This window comes from Paracoccus sp. (in: a-proteobacteria), assembly GCF_030536915.1.
Classification (GTDB): Bacteria; Pseudomonadota; Alphaproteobacteria; order Rhodobacterales; family Rhodobacteraceae; genus Paracoccus.
This window is the reverse complement of the sequence record NZ_JAUNPC010000004.1, coordinates 1-26,187: the sequence shown is the minus strand read 5'-3', so window position 1 is coordinate 26,187 and position 26,187 is coordinate 1. Positions and strand designations below refer to the sequence as shown.

22 protein-coding genes and 2 pseudogenes are annotated in these 26,187 nt (G+C 68.9%); 11 read left to right on the top strand and 13 right to left on the bottom strand.

Going from position 1 to position 26,187, the window contains the following annotated elements; genetic code table 11:
• Window positions 1-12: 12 nt before the first annotated feature.
• Together Q4F04_RS01570 and Q4F04_RS01565 are read left to right on the top strand one after the other, a co-directional pair.
• Window positions 13-3,072 (top strand): valine--tRNA ligase, encoded by a 3,060-nt coding sequence (locus Q4F04_RS01570; protein WP_303368082.1) that lies wholly within the window; start codon window positions 13-15, stop codon window positions 3,070-3,072.
• Window positions 3,069-3,395, top strand: a complete 327-nt coding sequence (locus tag Q4F04_RS01565; RefSeq protein WP_303368081.1) for a DUF1992 domain-containing protein — start codon at window positions 3,069-3,071, stop codon at window positions 3,393-3,395. The genes Q4F04_RS01570 and Q4F04_RS01565 overlap by 4 nt, the downstream gene beginning before the upstream one ends.
• 215 nt (window positions 3,396-3,610) lie before the next feature.
• Here Q4F04_RS01565 and Q4F04_RS01560 read toward each other — a convergent pair whose 3' ends face one another.
• A complete protein-coding gene (locus tag Q4F04_RS01560) occupies window positions 3,611-4,651 on the bottom strand; it encodes an FAD-binding oxidoreductase (RefSeq protein WP_303368080.1) in 1,041 nt (346 codons plus the stop codon).
• Between the two features lie 43 nt (window positions 4,652-4,694).
• Between Q4F04_RS01560 and mnmD the strand changes: the two genes are divergently transcribed.
• Entirely contained in the window at window positions 4,695-5,345 is a 651-nt protein-coding gene (gene mnmD, locus Q4F04_RS01555) for a tRNA (5-methylaminomethyl-2-thiouridine)(34)-methyltransferase MnmD (protein ID WP_303368079.1), read from the top strand.
• Here the strand turns inward: mnmD and Q4F04_RS01550 are convergent.
• A complete protein-coding gene (locus Q4F04_RS01550) occupies window positions 5,342-6,067 on the bottom strand; it encodes a rhomboid family intramembrane serine protease (protein WP_303368078.1) in 726 nt (241 codons plus the stop codon). The two genes, mnmD and Q4F04_RS01550, sit on opposite strands and share 4 nt — an antisense overlap.
• A 141-nt stretch (window positions 6,068-6,208) precedes the next feature.
• Here Q4F04_RS01550 and Q4F04_RS01545 point away from each other — a divergent pair, with 141 nt between their 5' ends.
• Together Q4F04_RS01545 and Q4F04_RS01540 are read left to right on the top strand one after the other, a co-directional pair.
• On the top strand, window positions 6,209-7,534 hold the full coding sequence (locus tag Q4F04_RS01545) for a 4-aminobutyrate--2-oxoglutarate transaminase (RefSeq protein ID WP_303368077.1): 1,326 nt from the start codon (window positions 6,209-6,211) through the stop codon (window positions 7,532-7,534).
• 144 nt (window positions 7,535-7,678) lie between these two features.
• Window positions 7,679-8,902, top strand: coding sequence for a BON domain-containing protein (locus Q4F04_RS01540; RefSeq protein ID WP_303368076.1), 1,224 nt, complete (start codon window positions 7,679-7,681; stop codon window positions 8,900-8,902).
• Between the two features lie 54 nt (window positions 8,903-8,956).
• Here the strand turns inward: Q4F04_RS01540 and Q4F04_RS01535 are convergent, their stop codons facing one another.
• From Q4F04_RS01535 to Q4F04_RS01515, 5 genes are all read right to left on the bottom strand, one after another.
• Window positions 8,957-9,754: an alpha/beta hydrolase gene (locus tag Q4F04_RS01535; RefSeq protein WP_303368075.1), complete on the bottom strand. Its 798-nt coding sequence runs from the start codon at window positions 9,752-9,754 to the stop codon at window positions 8,957-8,959.
• Window positions 9,751-10,548, bottom strand: a complete 798-nt coding sequence (locus Q4F04_RS01530; RefSeq protein ID WP_303368074.1) for a crotonase/enoyl-CoA hydratase family protein — start codon at window positions 10,546-10,548, stop codon at window positions 9,751-9,753. The genes Q4F04_RS01535 and Q4F04_RS01530 overlap by 4 nt, the downstream gene beginning before the upstream one ends.
• A gap of 5 nt (window positions 10,549-10,553) precedes the next feature.
• Window positions 10,554-11,480, bottom strand: coding sequence for an AEC family transporter (locus Q4F04_RS01525; RefSeq protein ID WP_303368073.1), 927 nt, complete (start codon window positions 11,478-11,480; stop codon window positions 10,554-10,556).
• Between the two features lie 64 nt (window positions 11,481-11,544).
• Window positions 11,545-11,775, bottom strand: coding sequence for a sulfurtransferase TusA family protein (locus Q4F04_RS01520; protein WP_303368072.1), 231 nt, complete (start codon window positions 11,773-11,775; stop codon window positions 11,545-11,547).
• Window positions 11,772-12,269, bottom strand: a complete 498-nt coding sequence (locus tag Q4F04_RS01515; RefSeq protein WP_303368071.1) for a DUF2478 domain-containing protein — start codon at window positions 12,267-12,269, stop codon at window positions 11,772-11,774. The genes Q4F04_RS01520 and Q4F04_RS01515 overlap by 4 nt, the downstream gene beginning before the upstream one ends.
• 98 nt (window positions 12,270-12,367) lie before the next feature.
• On the opposite strand from Q4F04_RS01515, the gene mobA reads away from it, so the two are divergent.
• From mobA to pdeM, 6 genes and pseudogenes are all read left to right on the top strand, one after another.
• Window positions 12,368-12,955 carry a molybdenum cofactor guanylyltransferase MobA gene (gene mobA / locus Q4F04_RS01510; protein WP_303368070.1) on the top strand — a complete coding sequence of 196 codons (588 nt, stop codon included), beginning with the start codon at window positions 12,368-12,370 and terminating at the stop codon, window positions 12,953-12,955.
• Window positions 12,946-13,851 (top strand): annotated as a pseudogene (locus Q4F04_RS01505) (DMT family transporter). The gene mobA and the pseudogene Q4F04_RS01505 overlap by 10 nt, the downstream one beginning before the upstream one ends.
• Window positions 13,852-13,875: 24 nt before the next feature.
• Complete coding sequence (locus tag Q4F04_RS01500) at window positions 13,876-14,871, top strand: ligase-associated DNA damage response exonuclease (protein ID WP_303368069.1); 996 nt, start codon at window positions 13,876-13,878, stop codon at window positions 14,869-14,871.
• A gap of 70 nt (window positions 14,872-14,941) precedes the next feature.
• Window positions 14,942-16,654: a cisplatin damage response ATP-dependent DNA ligase gene (locus Q4F04_RS01495; RefSeq protein ID WP_303368068.1), complete on the top strand. Its 1,713-nt coding sequence runs from the start codon at window positions 14,942-14,944 to the stop codon at window positions 16,652-16,654.
• Window positions 16,651-19,119, top strand: a complete 2,469-nt coding sequence (locus Q4F04_RS01490; RefSeq protein WP_303368067.1) for a ligase-associated DNA damage response DEXH box helicase — start codon at window positions 16,651-16,653, stop codon at window positions 19,117-19,119. Before Q4F04_RS01495 ends, Q4F04_RS01490 begins: the two co-directional genes overlap by 4 nt.
• Window positions 19,116-19,751 carry a ligase-associated DNA damage response endonuclease PdeM gene (gene pdeM / locus Q4F04_RS01485; RefSeq protein WP_303368066.1) on the top strand — a complete coding sequence of 212 codons (636 nt, stop codon included), beginning with the start codon at window positions 19,116-19,118 and terminating at the stop codon, window positions 19,749-19,751. The genes Q4F04_RS01490 and pdeM overlap by 4 nt, the downstream gene beginning before the upstream one ends.
• A 53-nt stretch (window positions 19,752-19,804) precedes the next feature.
• Here the strand turns inward: pdeM and Q4F04_RS01480 are convergent, their stop codons facing one another.
• From Q4F04_RS01480 to Q4F04_RS01455, 6 genes and pseudogenes are all read right to left on the bottom strand, one after another.
• Window positions 19,805-20,509 carry an outer membrane protein gene (locus Q4F04_RS01480; RefSeq protein ID WP_303368065.1) on the bottom strand — a complete coding sequence of 235 codons (705 nt, stop codon included), beginning with the start codon at window positions 20,507-20,509 and terminating at the stop codon, window positions 19,805-19,807.
• Between the two features lie 284 nt (window positions 20,510-20,793).
• A complete protein-coding gene (gene gyrB / locus Q4F04_RS01475) occupies window positions 20,794-23,232 on the bottom strand; it encodes a DNA topoisomerase (ATP-hydrolyzing) subunit B (RefSeq protein WP_303368064.1) in 2,439 nt (812 codons plus the stop codon).
• Between the two features lie 110 nt (window positions 23,233-23,342).
• Window positions 23,343-24,308 (bottom strand): ABC transporter permease, encoded by a 966-nt coding sequence (locus Q4F04_RS01470; RefSeq protein ID WP_303368063.1) that lies wholly within the window; start codon window positions 24,306-24,308, stop codon window positions 23,343-23,345.
• On the bottom strand, window positions 24,308-25,387 hold the full coding sequence (locus tag Q4F04_RS01465) for an ABC transporter permease (protein ID WP_303368062.1): 1,080 nt from the start codon (window positions 25,385-25,387) through the stop codon (window positions 24,308-24,310). Before Q4F04_RS01465 ends, Q4F04_RS01470 begins: the two co-directional genes overlap by 1 nt.
• Entirely contained in the window at window positions 25,387-25,683 is a 297-nt protein-coding gene (locus Q4F04_RS01460) for a hypothetical protein (RefSeq protein ID WP_303368061.1), read from the bottom strand. The genes Q4F04_RS01465 and Q4F04_RS01460 overlap by 1 nt, the downstream gene beginning before the upstream one ends.
• Before the next feature lie 68 nt (window positions 25,684-25,751).
• Window positions 25,752-26,187, bottom strand: a pseudogene (locus tag Q4F04_RS01455) (heme ABC transporter ATP-binding protein); the annotation flags it as partial.

The following is a 26,187-nucleotide window of genomic DNA, read 5'->3' as shown; positions in this document are numbered from 1 at the left end:
GGGAACCGACCGATGAGCATGGACAAGACCTTCGACGCCACCGCAGCCGAGGCCCGCATCGCAGCCGAGTGGGACAAGCGGCAGGCCTTCGCCGCAGGTGCCAACGCGAAACCGGGGGCGCCCAGCTTCTCGGTCGTGATTCCGCCGCCGAACGTCACCGGCAGCCTGCATATCGGCCACGCCTTGAACAACACGCTGCAGGACATCCTTGTCCGCTGGCACCGGATGCAAGGGCACGACACCTTGTGGCAGCCGGGGCAGGACCATGCGGGCATCGCCACCCAGATGGTGGTGGAGCGCCGGATGGCCGAGGCGCAGGAGCCCGGCCGCCGCGAGATCGGGCGCGAGGAGTTCCTGCGCAAGGTCTGGGCCTGGAAGCGCGAATCCGGCGGCACCATCACCGGCCAGCTTCAAAGGCTGGGGGCAAGCCTCGACTGGTCGCGCAACGCCTTCACCATGTCCGGTGCCCCCGGCGCGCCCGAGGGCGAGGGTGGCAACTTTCATGACGCCGTGATCCGCGTCTTCGTGGACATGCATGACAAGGGCCTGATCTACCGGGGCAAGCGGCTGGTGAACTGGGACCCGCGCTTCGAGACCGCGATCTCGGACCTCGAGGTCGAGAACCGCGAGGTTGATGGCCAGATGTGGCATTTCAAATATCCGCTGGCCAGCGGCGAGACCTATGAATACGTGGAACGCGACGCGGACGGCAACGTGACCCTGCGCGAGACGCGGGACTACATTTCCATCGCCACCACGCGCCCCGAGACGATGCTGGGCGACGGCGCGGTGGCGGTCCATCCGGGGGATGCGCGCTATGCCCCCATCGTCGGCAAGCTCTGCGAAATCCCGGTCGGGCCGAAGGAACATCGCCGCCTGATCCCGATCATCACCGACGACTACCCGGACCCGGATTTCGGCTCGGGCGCGGTTAAGATCACCGGGGCGCATGACTTCAACGACTACGGCGTGGCGATGCGGAACGGCATCCCGCTTTACGCCCTGATGGACGGGCAGGCGCGGATGCGCGAGGACGGGTTGTCCTATGCCGAGGCCGCCGCTATCGCCACCGCCGCCGCGCGGGGCGAGGATGTGGGCGACGTCTCCACTGTCAACCTTGTTCCCGAGGACCTGCGCGGGCTCGACCGCTATGCAGCGCGCGAGCGGGTGGTCGCGGCGATCAACGCCGAGGGTCTGGCGGTCACCGATGCCGAGGGCAATCCTTGGGTCGAGCGCAGGAAGATCATGCAGCCCTTCGGCGACCGATCCGGCGTGGTGATCGAGCCGATGCTGACCGACCAGTGGTTCGTGGACACCGCCAAGATCGTCCAGCCCGCCATCGACGCGGTGCGCCAAGGCCGGACCCGGATCATCCCCGAGCAGCATGAGAAGGTCTATTTTCACTGGCTCGAGAACATCGAGCCTTGGACGATCAGCCGCCAACTGTGGTGGGGCCACCAGATCCCGGTGTGGTATGGCCTCGATCTGGAAGCGCCCGATTTCCGCGACGATCAGGGCGACGGCCAGCTTGACCCGGTCGAGATGCTGCGCCTGCTGAACGACGACCGGCTGGTGCGGCCCGGCGAGATCCAGCATTGCGCCGCCAGCTTCGACGAGGTGCGCGCCAAGTTCTTCGACGAGCTTGCCGCCCAGCCCGCGCCTATTGCCACGGGTTCGGTGATCGAGGTCGAGGACCGCGAGGCGGCGGTGGATGCATTCGCGGCGGGACTGGCGGAATACCAGACCACGGGCGACCCGACCCGCATCGTCTATCCCGTCTGGCGCGACCCGGACGTGCTGGACACCTGGTTCTCCTCGGGCCTCTGGCCCATCGGGACGCTGGGCTGGCCCGAGGACACCGAGGAACTGCGCCGCTATTTCCCGACCGACACGCTCATCACCGGCTTCGACATTATCTTCTTCTGGGTGGCCCGAATGATGATGATGCAGCTTGCCGTGGTGGGCGAGGTGCCCTTCCGCACCGTCTATGTCCACGGGCTCGTCCGGGACGAGAAGGGCGCGAAGATGTCCAAGTCCAAGGGCAATGTCATCGACCCGCTGGACCTGATCGACCAGTTCGGCGCGGACGCGCTGCGCTTTACGCTCACCAGCATGGCCGCGATGGGCCGCGACCCCAAGCTGGGCCCGAAGCATGTCGAGGCGAACCGCAACTTCGTCACCAAGATCTGGAACGCGACCCGCTTCGCCGAGATGAACGGCGTGTTCTCGGCCGCCACGGGCCAGCCCGCGCCGCGGCATACGGTGAACCGCTGGATCATGGGCGAGACAGCGCGCGCCCGGCTGGCCCTGGACGAGGCGCTGGGGGCTTACCGTTTCAACGACGCGGCGCAGGGGCTTTACGCCTTTGTCTGGGGGAAGCTCTGCGACTGGTATGTCGAGTTCGCCAAGCCCCTGTTCGACGGCGAATACGCCGAGGAAACCCGCGCCACCATGGCTTGGGTGATCGAGCAGGCGATCACGATGCTGCATCCGATCATGCCCTTCGTGACCGAGGAGATCTGGGCGCTGACCGGCACCCGCGCGAAAATGCTGGTGCATGGGGACTGGCCGGGCTACGGGGCCGAACTGATCGACCCGGTGGCGGACCGGCAGATGAACTGGGTCATCGGGCTGATCGAGGGCATCCGGTCCGCCCGCGCCCAGATGGGCGTGCCTGCGGGCGCGAAGCTGGACCTGATCGTGACCGAGGCCGACCCCGCCGCCCGCGCGGCGCTGGCCGCCAATGCGCCGCTGGTCGAGCGGCTGGCGCGGGTGAACCCGCCCATTGATGGCGCGGCGGGACGCGGGATGATTGCGGTGGCGGCACCGGGCGCGTCCTTCGCGTTGCCCCTCGGCGAGGTGATCGACGCGGGCGCCGAGACGGCGCGGCTGGAGAAGGCGCTTGCGAAGGTCGAGAAGGACGCGGCAGGCTTGCGGGGGCGGCTGTCGAACCCCAGGTTCGCGCAGAACGCCGACCCCGAGGTGATCGAGGACACGCGCGGCAAGCTGGCCGATCTGGACGAGGACATCGCCCGCACCCGCGCCGCGCTGGAGCAGTTGAGGACTTTTTGACCCATTGGTTTGAACGCATCGCCCTGCGGCGCATCGACGAGGCCGCCGCGCGGGGGCAGTTGAGCGGGCTGAGGGGCGAGGGCAAGCCCCTGGACCGCGACCGGCTGCGCGAGACCTCCGAAGATGTCATGTACCGCATGATGTCCGACGCGGGCTTCCTGCCGCCCGAGCTGCAGATGGCCAAGGACATCGAGGCCAAGCGCGCGGTGCTGGACCAGATCGAGGACGAGGCCGAGCGCACCCGTCTGAAAAAGCAGATCGCCCTGCTGGAACTGAAGCGCGGCATGGCCGCCGACCAGCGCAGGCGCTTCGCGTCGGGCTGAGGCGCAGGGCGGTGCGGTTGTGCCCCAAGATGGGTATCTGGGTCAGGAAGAAGACCCGGGCGTTGTGCTGCGGGTTCATGGGCGGTTTTCGGGACACGTAGGGTGCGTGATTTCCGCCGCGGCTTGGCGGATGGTGCGTGCAAAGCACGCACCCTACATCGTTGTCCCCCGAACTGTTCGTCGTAGGGTGCGTGGTTTCCACGCACCGTTATCCCTCATTGCAGGCGGAACCCGTCGGGGATGCGGTCCTGCTTGAGCAGGAGCAGATCGGCCATCAGGGCCGCCACGGCGGGGGCCATGCCGAAGCCGATCTTGAAGCCTCCGTTGGCGACGAAATGGCCCGCGCGTCCGGGCCATGCACCCAGCAGGGGCGCGCGGCTGGCGGCGCGGGGGCGGACTCCGGCCCAGCGGTCGATCACCGGGGCATGGGTCAGGGGGGGGCAGAGGGTGCGGGCACGCTCGATCAGGGCATCGAGTTGGGCGTCGGTGCTGGCGGGATCGTCGAAGTCGCGTTCTGAGGTCGAGCCGATCGCCACTGTGCCATCGGCATGGGGGACGATGTGCAGTCCTTCGGCAAAGACCTGTGGCGCGTCGGGGGCAGTGTGGGCCAGCAGGGCGGACTGTCCCTTGATGCCATTGCCGATGCTGCGGCCCAGATCTGCGGACAGGGCGGCAAGCCCCGCGGCCCCGGTGGCCCAGATGGCCGGGCCGTCCATCCTGTCCGGCGCTTGCGGCCCGGCGTTTTCCTCGATGGTGCCGCCCCCGGCCCGGATTGCCGCCGCCAGCGCGACACCGGCGCGGCGGGGAGAGAGGCGGGCGGTCAGGTTGTCCACAAGGTAAAACCCGCTCGCGCTGACGGGCAGCAGGGTGCCCTCGGGCGCATCGGTCAGGTCCATGCGGAAGGGCGCGGGCCAGACCTCGGCCGCCGCCGCGATGCGGGCGTGGAGGCGGTCCAGCGTGGCAGGATCGGCGGGCTGGATGCGGCCGGTCCGCGCGTAACCGGGATCGGTGCCGCCGACTTGGGCGATCTCGGCCCACCATCTTTCCGCCGCGACCAGCGCATCAAGCTGCATCTGCTTCTTGGCATTCCAGTTCTCGGGCGCATGCGGGGCCAGCGCCCCCACCGTGCCGCCGCTGGAGCCTGCGCCGATATGCGCGGCCTCGATCACCCGCACGGCGGCGCCGCGCTTCAGGCATTCCCAGGCGCAGGACAGGCCGAAGATCCCGGCGCCGATCACCGTCACCCTGCTTGCCATCGCATCGCCCTTTCCGCATGAGCCGCGAAAGGAGTTAGCGCCGATGACCGATGACGACCAGAGCGGGCTGGACTGGCGCGGCGCGATCCCGGTGTCGCGGCGCTTCGACGATCCGTATTTCAGTCTCGCCGGGGGGCTGGAGGAGACTCGGCATGTGTTTCTGGCGGGCAATGACCTGCCCCGGCGGCTGCGCCCCGGTTTTCATGTGGCCGAGACAGGCTTCGGCACCGGGCTGAACCTGCTGGCGCTGGCGCAGGTCGCGACCGTGCCGCTGCGCTTCACCAGCTTCGAGGCCTTTCCGATGACCGTGGAGGACCTCGCCCGTGCCCATGCGGCTTTCTCGGAACTGGCCCGGCTCTCGGCCGAGCTGCAGGCGGGCTGGGGGACCGCCGGATTCCGCGTCGGGCAGGTCATGGCCGAGATCATCCCCGGCGATGCCCGCGAAACCCTTCCCGGATGGCCGGGGCAAGCCGACGCATGGTTTCTGGACGGGTTCTCGCCCGCCAGGAACCCCGAACTCTGGTCGGACGCCTTGCTGGATCAGGTCGGCCGCCACACCGCGCCGGGCGGCAGCTTCGCCACCTACACCGCCGCGGGCCATGTGCGCCGGGCGCTGGCGGCGGCAGGCTTCCGGGTCGAGCGTGGCCCCGGCTTCGCGGGCAAGCGCCACATGAGCCGGGGCGTCAGGCCCTAGCGGCGCACCTGCGGGATGCGGCTGGGGGCGTATTCGACCGGCGGATGGGGCGGCTGGCCGTGGGTGATCCGCCAGAAGGCGGGGCCGCCGCGGCGCAGGAACAGCGGAATGGCCAGCACCACCCCGGCGGCGAAGCCCCCGGCATGGGCCCAGTAGGCCACGCCCGAATCCCCGCCGATCATCGCGTAGCCGGAAAACAACTGCACCGCGAACCAGACCGCCAGCATCACCCAGGCGGGGATGGTGAACATCTTGATGAGGATGATGATGATCGCGACCACGTCCACCTTGGCGCGCGGGAACATCAGCAGGTAGCCCCCCATCACCCCGGCGATGGCCCCCGAGGCGCCGACCATGGGCACGCCGAGGAACGGCTCGGCCAGCACCTGCGCCGCGGCCGCCGCCAGCCCGCATCCGAGATAGAAGAGCAGGAATCCCAAGTGTCCCATCTGGTCTTCCAGGTTGTCGCCGAAGATCCACAGGAACAGCATGTTGCCGCCAAGGTGCAGCAGCCCCGCATGCAGGAACATGTGGGTGAGCCAGCCCCACAGCAGTTCCCCATGCACCACCGCCACGGGATAAAGCGCCAGCCGTTCCCACAGCCAGACCATGCCGCCGACCCAGGGCATGGTCAGCAGGAACATCGCCACGTTCAGCGCGATCAGCGCATAGGTGACGTAGGGCGTGCGCTCAGAGGGGTTGTGGTCGCGGATCGGGAACATGGAGGCCCTTTCGGCCGTCGGGGAAGGCGGGCCGGGTTGCCCCGGGAACATGGGGCAAACACCCCATTGTGCGGATCGGTTCACCGTTTACAGATATGGGCGGACGGCGCCCCGTGGCGCCCGCAGAGGGAAAGCAGGCCGATGACCACGATGACCGACCGCAGGAACGCCGCGATCTCTCGCGGGGTGGGGATGACCACGCAGATCTATGCCGATCGCGCCGAGAACGCCGAGATCTGGGACAAGGACGGCAACCGCTACATCGACTTTGCCGCCGGCATCGCGGTGGTGAACACCGGGCACCGGCACCCGAAGGTGGTGCAGGCGGTCAAGGACCAGCTCGACCGCTTCACCCATACCTGCCATCAGGTGGTGCCCTACGAGAATTACGTTTCGCTGGCCGAGCGGCTGAACGTGCTGGTCCCCGGCGATTTCGAGAAGAAGACGATCTTCGCCACCACCGGCGCCGAGGCGGTCGAAAACGCCATCAAGATCGCCCGCTACGCCACCGGGCGCAGCGCGGTCGTGGCCTTCACCGGGGCGTTCCATGGCCGCACCTTCATGGGGATGACGCTGACCGGCAAGGTCCAGCCCTACAAGGCGGGCTTCGGGGCGATGATGCCCGATGTCTGGCACCTGCCCTTCCCGAACGAATTGCACGGGGTCAGTCAGGCCGATGCGATGGCGGCGCTGGACAAGCTGTTCAAGGCCGATGTCGATCCGGCCCGGGTGGCCGCCATCATCGTGGAACCCGTGCAGGGCGAGGGCGGCTTCTATCCGGTGCCGTCCGGCTTCATGCAGAAGCTGCGCCAGCTTTGCGACGACCACGGGATGCTGCTGATCGCCGACGAGGTGCAGACGGGATTCGCCCGCACCGGCAGGCTGTTCGCGATGGAACTGCACGGGGTCGCCGCCGACATCACCTGCATGGCCAAGGGTCTGGGCGGCGGCCTGCCGATTTCCGCCGTGACGGGGCGGGCCGAGATCATGGACGCGCCGAACCCCGGTGGGCTTGGCGGCACCTATGCCGGCAATCCGCTGGGCGTGGCCGCGGCCCATGCGGTTCTGGACGTGATCGAGGAGGAGGGGCTGGCCGAGCGCGCCGAGCGGCTGGGCCAGCGGCTCAAGCAGCGGCTCGCGTCCCTGCGCGACGACGTGCCCGAGATCGTGGACATCCGCGGCCCCGGCCTGATGAACGCGGTCGAGTTCAATGCCGCACACAGCGGCAAGCCGTCGCCCGAGTTCACCAACCGCGTGCGCGAGGAGGCGCTGGCGCGCGGGTTGATCCTGCTGACCTGCGGTGTTCACGGCAATGTGATACGCTTCCTGCCGCCGCTGACGGTGCCCGATCCGGTCTTTGACGAGGCACTGGACATCCTTGAGGACTCGGTCCGGGCGGCGCGCGTATCTCCTCGGACTGCCACGGAAAAAGACGGAGGACTGGCTGCCGGCAGGCAGGAGGCCTGAGGGCAGGCTGATCCGCCCAAAGCCGATTCCGGCGCATGGGCCGGCGCTGTTCCGATCATCCTGCCGGTAAACCCGGCAGGGCCGAAAGACATTGTTCTTGTGTCGCCGCTGCCACAGCGGCTGTGCAAAAGGAGGATGTTCCCAATGCAGGACGACAATCGCTACGACCGTGACCATCGGCGCCACGAACCGGGGCGCAACGACCGGGACGACGAGTTGCGGGCCAGCCGCCGCTATGGCGACCCGGACCATCCCGGCATGATCAGCGACCGCGACTGGGCAGGACCTTCGGAATATGGCCGTCATGACAGCGGCCGTGGCAATCGCGGGGGGGACTACGGCAGCGGCTATGGCGGCGGCGACTCGGGCCGCGGCGGTTACGGCGGCACCGAGCAGGGCCGCGGTGGCTACAGCGGCTCCGGGGGCGGCTACGGAGGAGGCGGCTACGGCGGCAGGGGCTATGGCGGCGGCTACGGTGGACGGGGCGACTACGGCCAGTCCGGCCGCGGCATGTCCACCAGCTATGACTATGCCGGCCGCAATCTCAGCGGCGGATCGTCGAGCGGCTATGGCGGCGACTATGGCCGCAGCGGTGGCTATGGCGGCGGTCAGGACCGCGGCTTGAGCGATGAATGGGACCGCGGCGCCCAGCGCGGCGGCCAGTGGCGCGGGTCCGACTTCGGCTCCTCCGGCTACTCGGGCGGGTCCGGCGGCTATGGCTCGGGCTATTCGGGCGACTACGGGTCCGGCTACTCTGGTGACTACGGCTCGGGCTATGGCGGCGGCATGGGCACGCGGCGCGGTGCCGGAATGGGCGCCGGCATGGGCGCGGCCGGCGGCGGCTTCGGCCGGGGCGAGGACGGCTCGTTCCGCGGCGCCTATGGCGGCAGCGAAGGCACGGGTTCCCATCGCGGACGCGGCCCCAAGGGCTATTCCCGGTCCGATGAGCGGGTGCGCGAGGACGTGTCCGACCGCCTGTCCGACGACCACATGATCGACGCCTCGGACATCGAGGTCGAGGTCAAGGGCGGCGAGGTCACGCTGAGCGGCCATGTCGACAGCCGCCAGGCCAAGCGTCTGGCCGAGGACATCGCCGAGCGGGTCATGGGCGTGAACCACGTCCAGAACAACCTGCGCGTCAAGGGCTCGTCCTCGGGGTCGATGAGCGGGTCGGGCGGGTCCTCGGGCGGCAGCGGGACGACCGGGGGCTTCGGCTCCGGCGAGTCCGGTGGCTCGTCTGGCACGATGAGCGGCTCGGTCGGGTCGGAGAGCGGTTCGTCCAGCGGCAGCGGCAGCGGCTCGTCCGGCTCGTCCTCGGGTTCGTCCAGCGGTTCCTCGGCGGGTTCGGACTCGTCCAGCCGCAGCTGAACAAACAAGGCGGATGAAAGAGACGGGCGGCCGATGGGCCGCCCGTTTCTGTGTCTAGAGACTGCCCAGAAGCGCCTCGGTCAGCGGATGCGCGGGATCGGCCAGACCGTCGATCACGTCCAGGTGGTGCCGCCCGGTCTCGACCGTCAGTTCGGTCCGGTTCGGGATGCCGGCCCATGCCGCGTGGATCAGGCGCGACTGCCGCAGGAACACCGGCCGTTCATCTGCGCCGACCCGGATGTGCAGGTCGAGATCGCGGGCGGGCAGGTGGAACAGAGGGCTTTCCCGGCGCGCGACCTCGTCCGTCAACCCGAGGTCGTCCCGCATGGCGGTGAACTGCAGCGGCCGCAGGTCGAACAGCCCCGAGATCGGCAGGCAGCGCCGGATGCGGGCCAGCACCGGCGCCGGAAGCGGGCTGTCGCCGCAGATCAGCCGCGCGGCCAGATGCCCCCCGGCAGAATGGCCGGCCAGCGCGATCGGTCCCTTTGTCCGCTCGGCCGCCTCTGCGATCTGCCGCGCCACTTCGTCGCGCATCCCCGCCAGAGTTCCGGCGGGCGCCAGTGGATAGCCGGGCAGCAGCACCGCCCATCCCCGCGCAAGCGCCCCTTGCGCGAGATGCGAGAACCATTCCGGCCCGAACTTCATCCAGTAGCCGCCGTGGACGAAGACCATCAGCCCCTTGGGTGGCCCCTCAGGGCGGTAAAATTCGCCAGCTTCGCCCGCCTCGGGTGGGTGCATGGCCCGAAAGGCGGCGGCATCGCGCAGCCAGCGGTCCGGAACCCCGGCCCCGCCGGGGATATGGGCGATATTGGCGTAAGCGTCGTCCCAGTCGGCGATGCCATCCACGGTCATTCGGGCTTCACCTTGGCCGCCGTCCCCTTGGCAAAGGCTTCCAGCCGGGCCTTGGCGGCCTCCTGCGTGTTCACCATGCCGGCCACGACCGACTCGGCATAGGCCGCGTCCAGCGCGCTCATGTTCTGCATGTGGCTGATGGCCGAGCAGATGGCGAAGTTGGAAAGCGGCGGGTTCTGGGCCGCGGCGCGGGCGATCTCGTAGGCCTTGGCCTCGGAGTCGTCGACCAGATACTGGGCAAGGCCCACGTCCACCGCCTCTTGCCCGCGATACAGGCGGCCCGACAGCATCATGTCGATCATCCGCGCCTTGCCGATCAGGTCCGCGACCCGGATCGTCGCGCCCCCGCCGGTGAACAACCCGCGCTGGCCTTCCGGCAGGCCGAAATAGGTGGTCTGGTCCGCGACCCGGATATGGGCGGCCGAGGCAAGCTCCAGCCCCCCGCCAACGACCGCGCCCTTCAGCGCGGCGATGATCGGCACGCCGCCGTATTCCATCTTGTTGAAGGCCTCGTGCCAGCGCAGGCAGACGTGCATGAAGTCGGACGCGCTGCGGTTCGCGTGGTAATGTTCCACGAGGTCGAGGCCCGCGCTGAAATGCGTCCCCTCTCCGCGCAGCACGCAGGCGCGGACGCCCGCGCGGGGCAGGGTGGTGAAGACGTCCACCAGTTCCTCGACCGTGGCCGCGTCCAGCGCGTTGCGTTTGGCCGGGCGGTTCAGGGTCACGGTGGCGATGCCCTCATCGTCCAGGTCAAGGCGCAGGTTTTCCAAGGACAGGTCAGACAGGGTCCGCATGAGTTTCAACCTTTCGTAATCAGGTGGATGACATAGGGCAGGGTCAGGATGCAGCCTGCCGTGGACACGAGGATCGTGGCCGAGACGCGCTGCTCGGCCAGTGCGAAGTGATGCGCGAGGATATGGACGGTGCCCGCGACCGGCAGGGCGGCGGCGGCGATCATCACCCCGGCGGCCGTGGGCTCCACCGCCAGCACGAAGGCCGCGAGTGCCACCGCCGCCGGGTGCAGCACCAGCTTGGCCGCGCTGAGCCACGCGGCCGGCCCGAGCCGTTCGGCCGGGCGATGGGCAAGCGAGGCCCCGATGGCGAACAGGGCGCCGGGGGTCGCGGCGCCCCCCAGCAGCGTCATGAACTCGGCCGCGGGCGCGGGCCAGGGCAGGCGCAGGGCCGACCACGCCAGCCCCGCCGCCATCGAGCCGATCATCGGGTTGCGGATGATGCCCTTCAGCACCGGCAGGAAGGTGCCGGGACCGATGCGGCCGTGGCGGACTGCCGCGACGATCAGCGTGACCAGCATGGCGAAGACCGCCAGATCCAGCGCCAGCACCATCAGCACCGGCCCAACCGCCGCCGGCCCCAGCAGCACGACTAGCATCGGCACGCCGAGGAAACCTGTGTTCCCGGTGATCGCCGTATGGGCCAGCATCGCCGCCTCGGGGGCGGGCGCACCGCGGCTGCGGGCAACGGCGGCGACCAGCAGCCAGACCACGGCGGAACCTGCCACATAGGCCAGCGCGAAGCGCAGGTCGAAGAGTTCGCGGATGTCCAGCGAGGCGGCAAAGCCGAACAGCATCGCCGACAGCGCGAAATAGAAGACGAATTTTGTCAGCGCCGCCGTCGCCTCGGCTGAAAAAAGCCGCAGCCGCCCGGCCAGCCAGCCGGTCCCGATCAGCGCAAAGAACGGCAGGGTCTTGAGAAAGATCGCCAGCACGGGCGTTCCTCCCTTGACCGCCTTCGGGGCGCGACAGAAGCATCCCCGCGCGCAGGACGCAAGATCAGCCGCGCCGGACCAAGTAGCGGCGGGCGCCGCCGGGCAGGGGGTCCGAGGCGATCAGTTCATGCCCGCCCTCGGCGCAGAAATGCGGCACGTCCAGCACCGCCGCCGGGTCGGTCGCCACCAGCGCCACCGTCGCCCCGGCGGGCAGGGGAGAGAGCGTCCGGCGCAGCTTCAGCACCGGCAGGGGGCAGAGAAGATGCCGCGCGTCGATTTCCGCGTCCGCGGTCATGCGGCGGCGCGGCGGCTGTGGCACCAGCCCTCGGCCTCGGCCCATGACAGGGGCGTGGCGTAATCGCCCGCGAAACCGGTGAAGGCGGGGACAAGCTCGGGCGCGACGGCGATCAGGAGGGGGATCTCCCCGGCCAGCGCGGCGGCGATGAAGTCTCGGAAGCCCCGGCCTGCGGCCTCCTGCTTGCCGAACTTGTTGACCAGCGCGAGGTCGGCGCCTTCCAGCCCCCGGGCTGCCAGCGCCGCCGCCCGTTCCAGCGCGTCCGTGTCCAGCCGGCAGCCCTGCGAGCCTGCGCCCAGCGACTGCGAGATGCGGATCGGCGGGGCGTCGATCCCCAGCACCGTCAGCTCCATGTCGCAGGCGCAGTCCGCGCCGCGGTCGAGGTTCGTCTGCACGGCGCCCGCCAGCCGCAGACCCTGCGCGGCAAGCCTGCGGGCCAGCGCGGCCATCCGGCCGTTGCCCTCGTCGTCATCGTGGATCACGTAAGCCAGCATGGACGCGATCCTATGGGCCGCCGCCCGCGCCCGCAAGCGACAGGCCGTCGCGGCTGCCGGCTTGCGGCCTTCGAGGCGGCGACGCAGAGTGCCGCCTTATGAACAGAGAGATCGCGGGAATCGTGCTGGCCGGGGGGCAGTCGCGCCGGATGGGCGGCGGCGACAAGGGGCTGCTGGACCTCGGCGGCCGCCCGGTCATCGCCCATGTGATCGAACGTCTGGGCTGCGCCCGCGCGATCAGCGCGAATGGCGATCCGGCGCGTTTCGCCCGCTTCGGCCTGCCCGTTCTGCCCGACAGCCTGCCGGACTGGCCGGGGCCGCTGGCGGGGGTTCTGGCCGGGATGGACTGGGCGGCAGCAGAGGGAATCGCCCGCATCGTGACCGCTGCCGCAGACACGCCCTTCTTCCCGCGCGACCTTGCGGCCCGGCTTGCCGCCGTCGAGGCGCCGGTGGTCATGGCCACCAACGACGGCGACCATCCGGCCTTCGCCCTTTGGGATGTTTCCCTGCGCGACGACCTGCGCGCCGCGCTGCGCTCGGGCACCCGGCGGATGCGTGACTGGATGGACGCGCAGGGCGCCGTCCGGGTCGGGTTCCCGGGCGACGATCCCTTCTTCAACATCAACACGCCCGCCGAGCTGGAAACGGCCCGCCTCAGGCTGTCGCAGGAACCGGAATGGACCTGAAATCCGCCCTGATGGGCCTGAGCTTCGCGGCGATCTGGGCCTCCGCCTTCACCTCGACGCGGATCGCGGTGATCGAGATGCCGCCGCTCCTGGCGCTGGTGATCCGCTTTGCGATCTCGGCCGTGATCGCCATCGCCTTGGCGCGGGCGATGGGCCAGTCGATGCGGCTGACGCGGGCCGAATGGCGCACGGTCGTCGTCTTCGGCCTCTGCCAGAACGCGCTGTATCTGGGCCTCAACTGGGTCGGGATGCAGTGGGTCGAGGCCTCGGCGGCGTCCATCATCGCCTCGATGATGCCGCTGCTGGTGGCCTTCGCGGGCTGGGCCTTCCTGCGCCAGCCGCTGCGCCCGCAGGCCGTGGCCGGGCTGGTGGTCGGCATCGTCGGAGTCGTCATCATCATGAGCGTGCGGCTCTCGCAGGGGATGGACCTCTTCGGCCTTGCGCTGTGCCTTGCCGCCGTCGTGGCGCTGACCGTCGCCACGCTGGCCGTGCGCGGCGCGGGGGGTGGCCCGAACGTCATGATGATCGTGGGCCTGCAGATGGCGGTGGGCGCGGCGGCGCTGGCGCTGCCTTCGGCGGTTCTGGAATGGGGCCGCCCCTTTGAATGGAGCGGGCGGCTGGTCGGCGCGCTGGCCAATTAGATCCTCGTCCCCGGCATCCTCGCGACCTTCAACAGGGTCCGGCTGGTCACCCGCATCGGCGCGGTCCGGGCGGCAGCCTTCCATTTCCTGTCGCCGCCGCTGGGGGTCGCCATCGCCGCGCTGTGGCTGGGCGAAAGCTTCGGCGGGTCGGACGTGATCGGGTCCATCATCGTCGCCGTCGGCATCCTGATGGTGCAACTGGCCCGCGTGGCGCCTGCCGTTCCGCCCATCGTGGCAGAGCCGCGGAACGCTTGACCCCTGCCCGAGGTTGAGGCGGCGATGCGCGCCGACGATTTCCTTCATCCGACCGATGCCGGGCTTTACTGCCCCCCGGGCGATTTCTTCATCGACCCGGTGCGGCCCGTGCCACGGGCACTCATCACCCACGGCCACGGCGACCACGCCCGCGCAGGCCACGGCGCGGTCATGGCCACGCGGCAGACGCTCGACATCATGGCGATCCGCTATGGCGAGGATTTCAACGCCGCACGCCAGTTGGCCGACGGGCCGGTGCGGGTGGGCGGCGTCGAGGTCAGCTTCCACCCGGCGGGCCACATCCTCGGCTCGGCCCAGATCCGGCTGGCCTGCGACAATGGCCCGGTCATCACCGTCTCGGGCGACTATTGCCGCACCCCGAACCCCGTCTGCGCCCCGTGGGAACCCGTCCCCTGCGACATCTTCGTGACCGAGGCGACCTTTGGCCTGCCCGTCTTCAAGCACCCCGACCCAGGCGCGGAAACGGCAAAGCTGCTGGCCAGCATGGCCGAGTTCCCCGACCGCCCGCATCTGGTCGGCGCCTATGCGCTGGGCAAGGCGCAGCGGGTGATCGCGCTTCTGCGGCAGGCGGGCTACGATGCGCCGATCCACCTGCATGGCAGCGCCCAGAGGCTGAGCGACTACCATGTGGCCGAAGGCATCCCCTTGGGCGAGTTGCGCCCCGCCACCACGCCGAAGCAGATCGAGGGACAGGTCGTCATCGCGCCGCCTTCGGCCTTCGCCAGCCCTTGGGTCCAGCGTTTCCGCGACCCGGTGATCTCTTTCGCCTCCGGCTGGATGGCGGTCCGCGCCCGCGCCCGGCAAAGGGGTGTGGAACTGCCGCTGGTCATCAGCGACCATGTGGACTGGCCGCAACTGACGCAGACCCTGTTCGAACTGCGCCCCTCCGAGGTCTGGGTCACGCATGGCGCCGAGGAGGCGCTCGTCCGCTGGTGCGAGTTGAACCAGCTTCGCGCCCGTCCCCTGCGGCTGGTCGGCTACGAGGACGAAGAGGAATGAGAGGTTCTTCTTCGCCTGAATATCCCCGGGGGGCTCGGGGGGCAGGCAGCCCCCCGTCCGGCGGTGCCGCATGAAGGCCTTTGCCGCCCGTCTGGAACGGCTGGCCTTCACGCCCGCCCGCAATGCCAAGCTGCAGATCCTGCAGCACTACCTCGAACGCACCCCCGACCCCGACCGCGGCTATGCCTTTGCCGCGCTGACGGGCGACCTCAAGCTGCGCACGGTCACGCCGGGCCTGCTGCGCGGCCTCGCGGTGGAGCGCTTCGACGAGGTGCTGTTCGCGCTGAGCTATGATTTCGTGGGCGACCTCGCCGAGACCATCGCCCTGATCTGGGAGGGCGAGCCGCAGGGCGATCTGTCGATCACCGAGGCCGTCCACCTGCTGGAAACCACCGGCAAGGCGGGTCTGCCCGCCGCCATCGCGGGGGTGCTGGACCGGCTGGGTCCGTCCGAGCGGCTGGCCTTCCTCAAGCTCGCCACCGGCAACCTGCGGATCGGCCTCTCGGCGCGGCTGGCGCGCACGGCGCTGGCGCAGATGGGGGCGCCGACGCTCGACGAGATCGAGGAGGTCTGGCACGGCCTCAAGCCCCCCTATCCCGAGGTCTTCGCCTGGGTCGAGGGCGGTCCGCGCCCCGACCGCGCGGCGCTGGCGCCCTTCCGGCCGGTGATGCTGTCCACCCCCACGGACCTTGAGGAGCTGCGCGCGCTGAACCCCGCCGACCATGTCGCGGAATGGAAATGGGACGGCATCCGCGTGCAGGCGGTCAGCGACGGAGGCGTCCGTCGGCTTTATTCCCGCACCGGCGAGGATATTTCCGGCGCCTTCCCCGATCTCATTGCCGAGATGACCTGGGAGGGCACGGTCGATGGTGAGCTTCTGGTCCGCAGCGAGGAGGGGGTTGCTACGTTCAATGACCTGCAACAGCGGCTGAACCGCAAGACCGTCAGCCGTGCGCTGCTGCAAAGCCACCCAGCAGGCCTGCGGGTCTATGACCTGCTGATCTGGAACGGCGAGGACCTGCGCCCGCGCCCGCTGATGGACCGCCGCGCCGTGCTGGAGGCGGCGGATTTCGGCTCTCCCCGCATCGACGTCTCGCCGCTGCTGCCGTTCGACACATGGGACGACCTCGCCGCCCTGCGGGCCGAGCCGCCCGACCCGGTGATCGAGGGCGTGATGATCAAGCGCCGCGACGCGCCTTACACCGGCGGCCGCCCGCGCGGGCCGTGGTTCAAATGGAAGCGCGATCCCCGCGTGGTGGACGCGGTGCTGATCTATGCCCAGCGCGGGCACGGCAAGCGCTCGGGCTATTATTCGGACTTCACCTTCGGCCTGTGGAGCGGCGAGGCGCTGGTCCCGGTCGGCAAGGCCTATTTCGGCTTCACGGATGAGGAACTCCGCGAACTCGACCGCTTCGTCCGCAACAACACGACCGAGCGCTTCGGTCCCGTCCGCGCCGTGGCGCCCAAGCTGGTGGTCGAGGTCGCCTTCGAGGGCGTCAACCGCTCCGCCCGCCACCGGTCCGGCGTGGCCTTGCGCTTCCCCCGCATCAGCCGCATCCGCTGGGACAAGCCGGCGCTCGAGGCTGACCGGCTGGACACGCTGGAGGCAATGATCGACGCGCCCAACGTCTTCGATGCCGAGGCCGCGCGGGCGGGCGTGCGGCATGGGCGGACCAGGCGGCGCGGCGGAGGCGATGCGCCCCAAGACGTGGGGGCTTCGCGCCCCATGGATGGGGTTAAAACCCCATCCATCCCCGCGGGATATTTGGACGAAAAAGAATGAACCTGCCCTCCGCCTTCGCCGACTGGTTCGCGCGGCAGGGCTGGACCCCGCACCCGCACCAGCTTGCGCTGCTGGAAGCACAGGGCGACAGCCTGCTGATCGCACCCACGGGCGGCGGCAAGACGCTGGCCGGGTTCCTGCCCTCGCTGGTGGAACTGGCCGGGGGGTGGAAAGGGCTGCACACGCTCTATGTTTCGCCGCTCAAGGCGCTGACGGCGGACATTGGGCGCAACCTCGCGCGGCCCGTGGCCGACCTGGACCTGCCGATCCGGGTCGAGGACCGCACCGGCGACACCAAGACCGGCGCCCGCCAGCGCCAGCGCACCGACCCGCCGCAGATCCTGCTGACGACGCCCGAAAGCCTCGCCCTGATGCTCAGCTATCCCGAGGCCCCGAAGATCTTCGGTAGCCTCCGCCGCGTGGTGCTGGACGAACTGCACGCCTTGGCGGAATCCAAGCGCGGCGACCAGCTGATGCTGGGGCTCGCGCGGCTGCGCCGCCTTGCGCCCGGCCTGATCGCCACCGGCCTGTCGGCGACGGTGGAAGACCCGCAGGCGCTGGCCCGGTTCATGGGCGGCGCGCAGGTCGTCCATGCTGATCCCGGCCCCGAGCCGGACATTGCCATGCTGCCGACCAGCCGACCCCCGCCCTGGGCCGGGGCAGGGGGCCGCTATGCCGTCCGCGACGTGCTGAAGGCCGTGGCCGAGGCGCGCACGACCATCATCTTCATCAACACCCGTGCGCAGGCCGAACTGTTCTTCCAGGCGCTCTGGGCCGAGAACGACGCGAACCTGCCCATCGGCCTGCATCACGGCAGCCTCGCCCGCGAAGCCCGCGCCCGGGTCGAGGCGGCGATGGCGGCGGGCGATTTGCGGGCGGTGGTGGCGACGGGCAGCCTCGATCTGGGGATCGACTGGGGCGACGTCGATCTGGTGATCCAGATCGGCGCGCCCAAGAACGTCAAGCGGCTGGTCCAGCGGATCGGACGCGCGAACCACCGCTACAACGCGCCATCCCGCGCCCGCATGGTCCCGGCCAACCGCTTCGAGGTGATCGAGTGCATCGCCGCGCTGGAGGCCGTGCGCGAGCGCGACCTCGACGGCGACGCGCGGGGACCGGGGCCGCTGGATGTCCTCTGCCAGCATATCCTGCTGACCGCCTGCGCGGGGCCTTTCGACGCCGATGCGCTTTATGCCGAGGTCCGCACCGCCGGTCCCTACCGCGACCTTTCCCGCGCCGATTTCGACGACTGCCTGAACTTCGCGGCCACGGGGGGCTATGCCCTGCGGGCCTATGACCGCTGGCAGCGGCTGATGCAGCGGGGGGGCCTGTGGGGCCTGCGCGACCCCCGCGCCGCCCGCGACCTGCGGATGAACGTCGGCACCATCGTCGAGGCCGAGATGACCAAGGTCCGCTGGAAGCGCGGCGGCGGGCTGCTGGGCGAGGTCGAGGAATCCTTCGCCGCCAGCCTCGTCCCCGGTGACACCTTCCTGACCGGCGGCCAGATCGTCCGCTACGAGGCCCTGCGCGAGTTGGTGGTCGAGGTCAGCCCCAGTCCCCGCAAGGAAGCCAAGATCGCCGTCTTCACCGGCGTCAGGATGCCCATGTCGGCCGAACTCAGCCACCGCGTCATGTCCCTGATCGGCGATCCCGCCCGCTGGGACGTGCTGCCCCAGCCTACCCGCGACTGGCTGTCCCTGCAGGCCGAGGTCTCGGCCGTGCCCCGGCCCGGCGTGCTGCTGGCGGAAACCTTCCCGCACATGGGCCGCTGGCATCTCGCCGTCTATGGCTTCGCGGGGCACAACGCGATGCAGACGCTGGGCCTGCTGCTGACGCGGGCGATGGAGGAGGCGGGGCTGGGGCCTCTGGGCTTTTCCTCGACCGACTATGCGGTTCTGGTCTGGTCGCTGGACCCGGTGACGGACCTTGGCCCGCTGCTGGACCGCGACCGCCTTCGGGCGGGCTTGGGGGACTGGCTCGCGGGCAACGCGGTGATGAAGCGGACCTTCAAGAACGTGGCGATCATCTCGGCCCTGATCCAGCGCAACATGCCGGGCGGGCGGCGCAGCGGAAAGCAGGCGACCTTTTCCACCGACATCCTTTACGACACCCTGCGCCGCCACGACCCGGACCACCTGCTGCTGCGGATCACGGCGGCCGAGGCAGGCCGCGGCCTCGTCGATTTCGGGCGGATCGAGGAAATGCTGGACCGATCCCCCGTCCTTGACCACCGGCAGCTCGACCGCGTATCCCCGCTGGCCGCGCCCCTGATGCTGGAACAGGGTCGCGTCAGGATCGAGGGGCAGGGCCGGATGCGGCTGGCCGAGCAGGAGGCAGAGGCTTTGATGCAGGCCGCAGGATTGCAACTGGACGACCTCGGGGGCTTCGACACGCCCGCGCCTGCGGCGCCCTTGTCCGAGCGGCCCCGGCGCGCGCGGCCGCGCAGGGTTCCGCTGGCGCGATGACGGGCTTTGCCTTCACGTGGCATGGCCTTGCGCTTGAGGCCCGCTGTTCGGGTGCGCTGTGGTGGCCCGAGGGGCGCTGGCTGATCGTGGCCGACCTGCATCTCGGCAAGTCCGAGCGCATGGCCCGACGCGGCGGCGCGCTGCTGCCGCCCTACGAGGGGCTTGAGACATTGCGTCGGCTCGAAGCCGAGGTCGCGGTGCTGGATCCGACGGCGATCGTCAGCCTCGGCGACGGTTTCGACGACGATGCGGCGGCAGAGGGGCTTGACCAGAAGGTGGCGGAGGGGGTCGCGGCGCTGGCGCGGGACCGCCGCATGTTGTGGGTCGCGGGCAACCACGATCCGCAGGCGGGCGGCGGCGTCGAGACGCTGCGAATGGGGCCGGTCACGCTGCGGCATGAACCGCAGGGCGATGGTCCCGACATCAGCGGGCATTTCCATCCGGTCGTTCGGTTAGCGGGCGGGCGCAGGCGGGCGCTGCTGGTCGGGCCGTCGCACATGATCCTGCCCGCCTTCGGGCATTACACGGGCGGGCTCGATGCGGATTCGCAGGCGATCACCCGCTGGGTGCCGCGCGGCTTTGCCGTCGCCTGCCTGCACAAGGCCCTGCCGGTTCCGCTGCGGGCCGCCTGAACGGAAAAGGCCGCCGGGCGAACCGGCGGCCTGCATGGTTTCTGAATGTCCGCTCAGAAGCGGAAGTTCAGGCCCACCTTGACGTTGTGGAAGCTGGACGAGGCGGAAGTGTTCGCCCCCAGAATTTCGACGTCGGTCGTGCCGAAATCGCTGTACTCCCATTCACCCGTGACGGAGAGGCGATCATTGATGAGCCGCTCGACACCGAGGCCGACGACATACCCATCCGCGTCATATTCGACGTCGCCTCCGCCGGCCGACAAGGTGAAGTTACCCTCCTGATAGCCGGCGATGCCGTAAACCAAGGTATCCGGCCGCGCCAGATAGCCGGTCTTCAGCTTGAGTGCCCAAAGATCGTCCACTTCGGATTTGAACGTTCCGCTTCCCAGAACGGGAACATCATAGTCGAAGTCATCCGAGATGTTGCTGAAGGTGTAAGAGAGTTCCGGTCCGATCACCCACCGATTGCGCTGCCAGCGATACCCGACGTGCAGCCCCCCGTTGGCCCCCGAAATTTCTGCATCCCCCAGGTTGGCGATGAACCGGTCGTCGGCGGTATATGCGCCAACCCTGTCATCCCCCCCGAACGCATAGCCCAGCGTGATGCCGGCATAGCCGCCCTGCCAGTCGGACGCAGCCGGCGCGACAACGACCGGCGCGGGCTCGATATCGACGACCGGGGCGACATAGCCGCCGGCGTAAGCAGCGGGAACCGAGAACAGGACAGCGGCAGAGGCCACGACGAGGTTAATGCGCAAGGTGAACCTCACTTCATAAGGAATCGGTCTTGGGCCGGGCCCAGACCATCTATGGCTGACAACTCGCATGAAATCGCTCCGTTCCCAAGGGGATAAGCGGAAAACCACGGGCTTGTGTGGCGGCGCCGGCACGATCCCTCAGGGGGCAGAGGATCATGGACCGTGCCGGCAGGACCGAGCCCCGCTTCCACAACCTGTTGGTGTGAAAGGCATTTTGACGGACAGCCTTGTCGCTTCCCTCGCCCGGGCAGGTTCGATCCTGTCAGGCGAGGGTGGCGGATTTGTCACGTATCAAGGTTCTCGACCGCCAGCGCATTCTGCTGGATGAAGTCGCGGCGGGGTTCCACCACGTCGCCCATCAGCTTGGTGAAGATGTCGTCGGCCTCGGCCACGTCCTCGACCCGGACCTGCAGCAGGGTGCGCGCCACCGGATCCAGCGTGGTTTCCCAAAGCTGTTCCGGGTTCATCTCGCCCAAGCCCTTGTAGCGCTGCAAGGTCAGGCCCTTTTCCCCTTCCGCGAAGATCGCGTCCAGCAGCGACAGCGGCCCGTGGATCGGGATGCTGCGGTCCTTGCGGACCAGCGTGGCGCGGTCGCCATAGACCTCGCGCAGCGCGTCGGTCAACGTCCCCAGCCGCCGGCTTTCGGCCGAGCGCAGCATCGGGCCATCCAGCAGCCGCGTCTCCTCGACCCCGCGCAGCAGGCGCGACAGGCGGATGCCGCCGTCCTGCGTGGGCCGCGCGGTCCAGCCGCGTTCGTATTCCTCGGCGATGGCGTCCAGCCTCGCCGCCACGGCTGCGCCCACGCCCGCCGCATCCGTGTCGATGGCGCCGGGGACCATCGCCCCGGCAATGGCAGCCTGCTCGGTGATGTGATGCGGGTAATGGGTCGGGTAGGTGGCGATGACGCGGCGGGCAAGCCGCGCCTCCTCGACCACGCGGGCAAGATCGGCGCCGCTGATCTCCTCGCCCGAACCCAGGCGCAGCGAGGTGCCCTCGATCCCCTGCTGAATCAGGTAGTCTTCCAGCGCGGCCTGATCCTTAAGGTAGACCTCGGACCGGCCCCGCGCGACTTTGTAAAGGGGGGGCTGGGCGATGTAGAGGTGCCCGGCCTCGATCAGTTCCGGCATCTGGCGGAAGAAGAAGGTCAGCAGCAGCGTGCGGATATGGGCGCCGTCCACGTCGGCATCCGTCATGATGACGATCTTGTGGTAGCGCAGCTTTTTCAGGTTGAACTCGTCCCGTCCGATGCCGGTGCCCAACGCGGTGATGAGCGTCCCGATCATGTCCGAGGACAGCATCCGGTCGAAGCGGGCGCGTTCCACGTTCAGGATCTTGCCCCGCAGCGGCAGCACCGCCTGGTTCTGGCGGGAACGCCCCTGCTTGGCGGAACCGCCCGCCGAGTCACCCTCGACGATGAACAGTTCCGCCAGCGAAGGGTCTTTTTCCTGGCAGTCGGCCAGCTTGCCGGGCAGGGAGGCCACGTCCATCGCGGTCTTGCGGCGGGTCAGTTCGCGGGCCTTGCGCGCGGCCTCGCGCGCCAGCGCGGCCTCGACGATCTTGCCGACGATCTGCCTGGCCTCAGTCGGATGCTCCTCGAACCACTCGGCCAGCTTCTCGCCCACCAGGTTCTCGACCGCAGGCCGCACTTCCGAGGACACCAGCTTGTCCTTGGTCTGGCTCGAGAACTTGGGGTCCGGCACCTTGACCGACAGGACGCAGGTCAGCCCCTCGCGCGCGTCGTCGCCGGTGAAATCCACCTTTTCCTTCTTCGCGATGCCGCTGTCCTGGGCGTATTTGCCGATCACCCGCGTCAGCGCACCCCGGAAGCCCGCCAGATGCGTGCCGCCGTCCCGCTGGGGGATGTTGTTGGTGAAGGGCAGGACCGTTTCATGGTAGCTGTCGTTCCACCACATGGCGATCTCGACGCCGATGCCGCCGCGCTCGCCCGTGATGAAGATCGGCTCGGGCATGACCGGGGTCTTGGAGCGGTCGAGGTATTTGACGAACTCGCGGACGCCGCCCTCGTAGAACAGCTCGGTCCGCAGGGGTTCGGCGGGGCGCTCGTCTTCCAGCAGGATGCGGACGCCCGAGTTCAGGAAGGCCAGTTCCCGCAGCCGCGTTTCCAGCGTCTTGAACTGGTAGTCGAGGTTCGAGAAGGTCCCGCCCTGCGCGTTCTCCTTGCAACTGGCGAGGAACCGCACCTCGGTCCCCTTTTCGCCCGGCGCGGCGTCGCCCACCACGCGCAGGTGTTCCACCGTGTCGCCGTTCTCGAAGCGGACGAAATGCTCTTTCCCGCCCCGCCAGATCCGCAGTTCCAGCCAGTCCGACAGGGCGTTGACGACAGACACGCCGACGCCGTGCAACCCGCCCGAGACCTTGTAGCTGTTGCTGTCGAACTTTCCGCCCGCGTGAAGCTGGGTCATGATGACCTCGGCCGCGCTGACGCCCTCGGTCGGGTGCATGTCCACGGGGATGCCGCGGCCGTTGTCGCGGACGCTGACGCTGCTGTCGGCGTGGATGGTGACGCGGACGTAATCGGCGTGGCCCGCAAGAACCTCGTCGATGCCGTTGTCCACCACCTCGGTGACCATGTGATGCAGGCCGGACCCGTCATCGGTATCGCCGATATACATGCCGGGCCGCTTGCGGACGGCTTCCAGACCCTTCAGAACCTTGATGGAATCGGCGCCGTATTCGATCGGCTGCGCGGTGGCTGCGCTCATTGCTGACATTATCCTGCGATTGTTGCCCATCATATAGGGCTCGCGCGCGCTAATGTCACGGGAAACACACAAGATTTTGCGGTTTTCCGGGGCGTCCGGCAGGGTCTTGCCTAGCGTTCCTTGACGTAAGGCTCGCCGCCTGCGCGTGGCGGCGTGGCGCGGCCGATGAAGCCCGCGAGGATGATGACGGTCAGCAGGTAGGGCAGGGCGCTCATCACCATCGAGGGGATGGTGACGGGGCCGAGGGTGAGTTCGGGATAGCGGTTCGCCACCCCCTCCATCAGCCCGAAGAGGAAGGTCGCCCCCAGCGCCCGCCAGGGAAGCCAGTTGGCGAAGATCAGGGCGGCCAGCGCGATATAGCCGCGCCCCGCCGTCATCTCCTTGACGAAGCCCGCCGAAAGGCCGGTGGCGAGGTAAGCCCCCGCCAGCCCCGTCAGCACCCCGCAGATCGCCACCGCCGCCCAGCGCAGGCGCGTCACCGACACCCCCGCCGTATCGACCGAGGCCGGGTTTTCCCCCACCGCCCGCAGCCGCAGCCCGAAGCGGGTGCGGTAGAGCAGCCACCAGGTCCCCGGCACCAGCAGCGCTGCCACATAGACCAGCGCCGTGTGGCCCGACACGACCTCGGCGTAGAAGGGGCCGAGGATGGGGATGCCCCGCAGCGCCTCGGCCCCCGGCAGGGTGATCGGGGAAAACCGCGCCGCGCCCTCCAGCGAGGGCGTGCGGCCGCCCAATGCGAACCAGCTTTGCCCCAGAAGCACCGTCAGGCCCGAGGCGAGGAAGTTGATCGCCACGCCCGAGATCAGCTGGTTGCCGCGGAAGGTGATCGCCGCCAGCCCGTGGATCAGCGACATCCCGACCGCCGAGGCGACCCCCGCGGCAAGCCCCAGCCAGACGTTCCCCGTCACCGCCGCCGTGGCCGCCGCCGAAAATGCCGCCATCAGCATCTTGCCTTCCAGCCCGATGTCGAAGACGCCCGCGCGTTCGGAATAAAGCCCGGCGAGGCAGGCCAGCAGCAGCGGCGTCATCAGCCGCACCGCGCTGTCGAGGATCTGCAGGATCGTCGCGTAATCCATCAGCGCGCCCCGAACAGGCGGCCCAGCGGCATCCGCACCATGTTGTCCAGGGCCCCCGTGAACAGGATCACCAGCGCCTGGATCACCACGATCAGCTCGCGCGGGATCGAGGTCCAGAGCGCCAGTTCCGCGCCCCCCTGATACAGGAACCCGAACAGCAGCGCCGCCAGCACGATCCCGACCGGATGGTTGCGGCCCATCAGCGCGACCGCGATGCCGATGAAGCCCGCGCCCTCGGCGCTGTTCAGAAGCAGCCGCCCGGCCTCTCCCATGACGTTGTTGATCGCCATCATTCCGGCCAGCGCGCCCGAGATCATCATGGCGATCACGATGATCCGAGCGGGCCGGATGCCCGCGTAGCGCGCGGTGCGTTCCGACCGGCCGAAGGCGCGGATCTCGTAGCCGAGCGGCGTGCGCCAGATCAGCAGCCAGACCAGCCCGCAGGCGGCCAGAGCGATCAGGAAGCTGATGTTGGCGGGCGTGGACTTGCCCCAATCAAGCCCAACCACCGCCGCCATGTCCGTCAGGCGCGGCAGTTGCGTGGTTTCCGGGAACCGCGCCGAGGCCGGGTCCATGCTGCCCACGGGTCGCAGCACGTTCACCAGCAGCCAGTTCAGCAGCGCGGCGGCGAGGAAGTTGAACATGATCGTCGTGATGACGATGTGGCTGCCCCGTTTCGCCTGCAGGATCGCCGGGACAAAGGCCCAGAGCGCCCCGAAAAGCGCCGCCCCCACCATCGCGGCGGGCAGCGCCACGCCCCAATGCGGCCATGGCAGCGACAGCGCCACCAGCGCGACGCCAAGCCCGCCGAGGCTCGCCTGCCCCTCGGCCCCGATGTTGAACAGACCCGCGTGCGCCGCCACCGCCACGGCCAGCCCGGTGAAGATGAAGTTCGTCGCGTAATACAGCGTGTAGCCCCAGCCGTAGGACGACCCGAGCGCGCCCGTGACCATCACCTTCAGCGCCTCGACGGGGTTCTGGCCGATCGACAGGATCACCAGCGCCGAGATGGCGAAGGCCAGCGCCAGCGAGATCAGCGGCACCAGCACGAGGTCGGCCCAGCGGGGCAGGCGGGTCATCAAGGCGTCTGTTTCCGTTCTATGGACAAGATCTTTCTCTCAGCTGCCGAAATCGCACGGCGATGCTGTTGCACGTTCTCAAAATGATGCTGAGCGGCTACGCCTATTAATTCATAAAGCTCGGATACGCTAAGATATAGTGTTCCATAGAAGCTGCCGCTTGTTCTGACATCTGTGGAAAAGGAAATAGCTATCCCATCATCAGTTGTTGATGCGCTTCTTCCTGGACTGCTCTTCTCACAGAGGATTGTTACGTTGTCTCTGTTTCGTTTTTCCGGTCTGATCGTAATCTTCATGTCTGCCCTCTGGCTTTGCCGCGCTAACATGCTTGCATCAATCGGAAGTTTCTGCACGGGTGCTTTGTCTAAGGCGAGGCGCCCGCCATCAGCAGTCCCAGTTCGGCGGCCGAGGTCTGATCAGGCAGCCGCTCGCCCATGATGCGGCCGTCGAACATGACGGCGATGCGGTCGGACAGCGCCATGATCTCGTCCAGTTCCACCGAGACCAGCAGGATCGCGGCGCCCGCGTCGCGCAAGGCGATCAGGCGGCGGTGGATGAACTCGATGGCGCCGATGTCCACGCCGCGCGTGGGCTGGCCAACCAGCAGAAGGACAGGCCGGCTCTCGATCTCGCGGGCGACGACGATCTTCTGCTGGTTGCCGCCAGAAAAGTTGCGGGCGGGCAGGTCGGGGTCGCGGGGGCGGACGTCGAAGCGCTCCATCTGGGCGGCGGCTTTGCTGCGGATGGCGGCGTTGTCCATCAGCGCGCCGCCCTCGCGGTGATGGCCGAGGACCGTGTTC

What these genes read in the sequence shown, in the direction of transcription:
- Q4F04_RS01460 (WP_303368061.1), bottom strand. Translation starts at nt 25,683, where the DNA reads ATGAAGATTACGATCAGACCGGAAAAACGAAACAGAGACAACGTAACA.
- gyrB (WP_303368064.1), bottom strand. Translation starts at nt 23,232, where the DNA reads ATGAGCGCAGCCACCGCGCAGCCGATCGAATACGGCGCCGATTCCATC.
- pdeM (WP_303368066.1), top strand. Translation starts at nt 19,116, where the DNA reads ATGACGGGCTTTGCCTTCACGTGGCATGGCCTTGCGCTTGAGGCCCGC.
- Q4F04_RS01570 (WP_303368082.1), top strand. Translation starts at nt 13, where the DNA reads ATGAGCATGGACAAGACCTTCGACGCCACCGCAGCCGAGGCCCGCATC.
- Q4F04_RS01530 (WP_303368074.1), bottom strand. Translation starts at nt 10,548, where the DNA reads ATGCGGACCCTGTCTGACCTGTCCTTGGAAAACCTGCGCCTTGACCTG.
- mobA (WP_303368070.1), top strand. Translation starts at nt 12,368, where the DNA reads ATGAACAGAGAGATCGCGGGAATCGTGCTGGCCGGGGGGCAGTCGCGC.
- Q4F04_RS01520 (WP_303368072.1), bottom strand. Translation starts at nt 11,775, where the DNA reads ATGACCGCGGACGCGGAAATCGACGCGCGGCATCTTCTCTGCCCCCTG.
- mnmD (WP_303368079.1), top strand. Translation starts at nt 4,695, where the DNA reads ATGACCGATGACGACCAGAGCGGGCTGGACTGGCGCGGCGCGATCCCG.
- Q4F04_RS01545 (WP_303368077.1), top strand. Translation starts at nt 6,209, where the DNA reads ATGACCACGATGACCGACCGCAGGAACGCCGCGATCTCTCGCGGGGTG.
- Q4F04_RS01495 (WP_303368068.1), top strand. Translation starts at nt 14,942, where the DNA reads ATGAAGGCCTTTGCCGCCCGTCTGGAACGGCTGGCCTTCACGCCCGCC.
- Q4F04_RS01470 (WP_303368063.1), bottom strand. Translation starts at nt 24,308, where the DNA reads ATGGATTACGCGACGATCCTGCAGATCCTCGACAGCGCGGTGCGGCTG.
- Q4F04_RS01550 (WP_303368078.1), bottom strand. Translation starts at nt 6,067, where the DNA reads ATGTTCCCGATCCGCGACCACAACCCCTCTGAGCGCACGCCCTACGTC.
- Q4F04_RS01535 (WP_303368075.1), bottom strand. Translation starts at nt 9,754, where the DNA reads ATGACCGTGGATGGCATCGCCGACTGGGACGACGCTTACGCCAATATC.
- Q4F04_RS01540 (WP_303368076.1), top strand. Translation starts at nt 7,679, where the DNA reads ATGCAGGACGACAATCGCTACGACCGTGACCATCGGCGCCACGAACCG.
- Q4F04_RS01465 (WP_303368062.1), bottom strand. Translation starts at nt 25,387, where the DNA reads ATGACCCGCCTGCCCCGCTGGGCCGACCTCGTGCTGGTGCCGCTGATC.
- Q4F04_RS01515 (WP_303368071.1), bottom strand. Translation starts at nt 12,269, where the DNA reads ATGCTGGCTTACGTGATCCACGATGACGACGAGGGCAACGGCCGGATG.
- Q4F04_RS01560 (WP_303368080.1), bottom strand. Translation starts at nt 4,651, where the DNA reads ATGGCAAGCAGGGTGACGGTGATCGGCGCCGGGATCTTCGGCCTGTCC.
- Q4F04_RS01490 (WP_303368067.1), top strand. Translation starts at nt 16,651, where the DNA reads ATGAACCTGCCCTCCGCCTTCGCCGACTGGTTCGCGCGGCAGGGCTGG.
- Q4F04_RS01500 (WP_303368069.1), top strand. Translation starts at nt 13,876, where the DNA reads ATGCGCGCCGACGATTTCCTTCATCCGACCGATGCCGGGCTTTACTGC.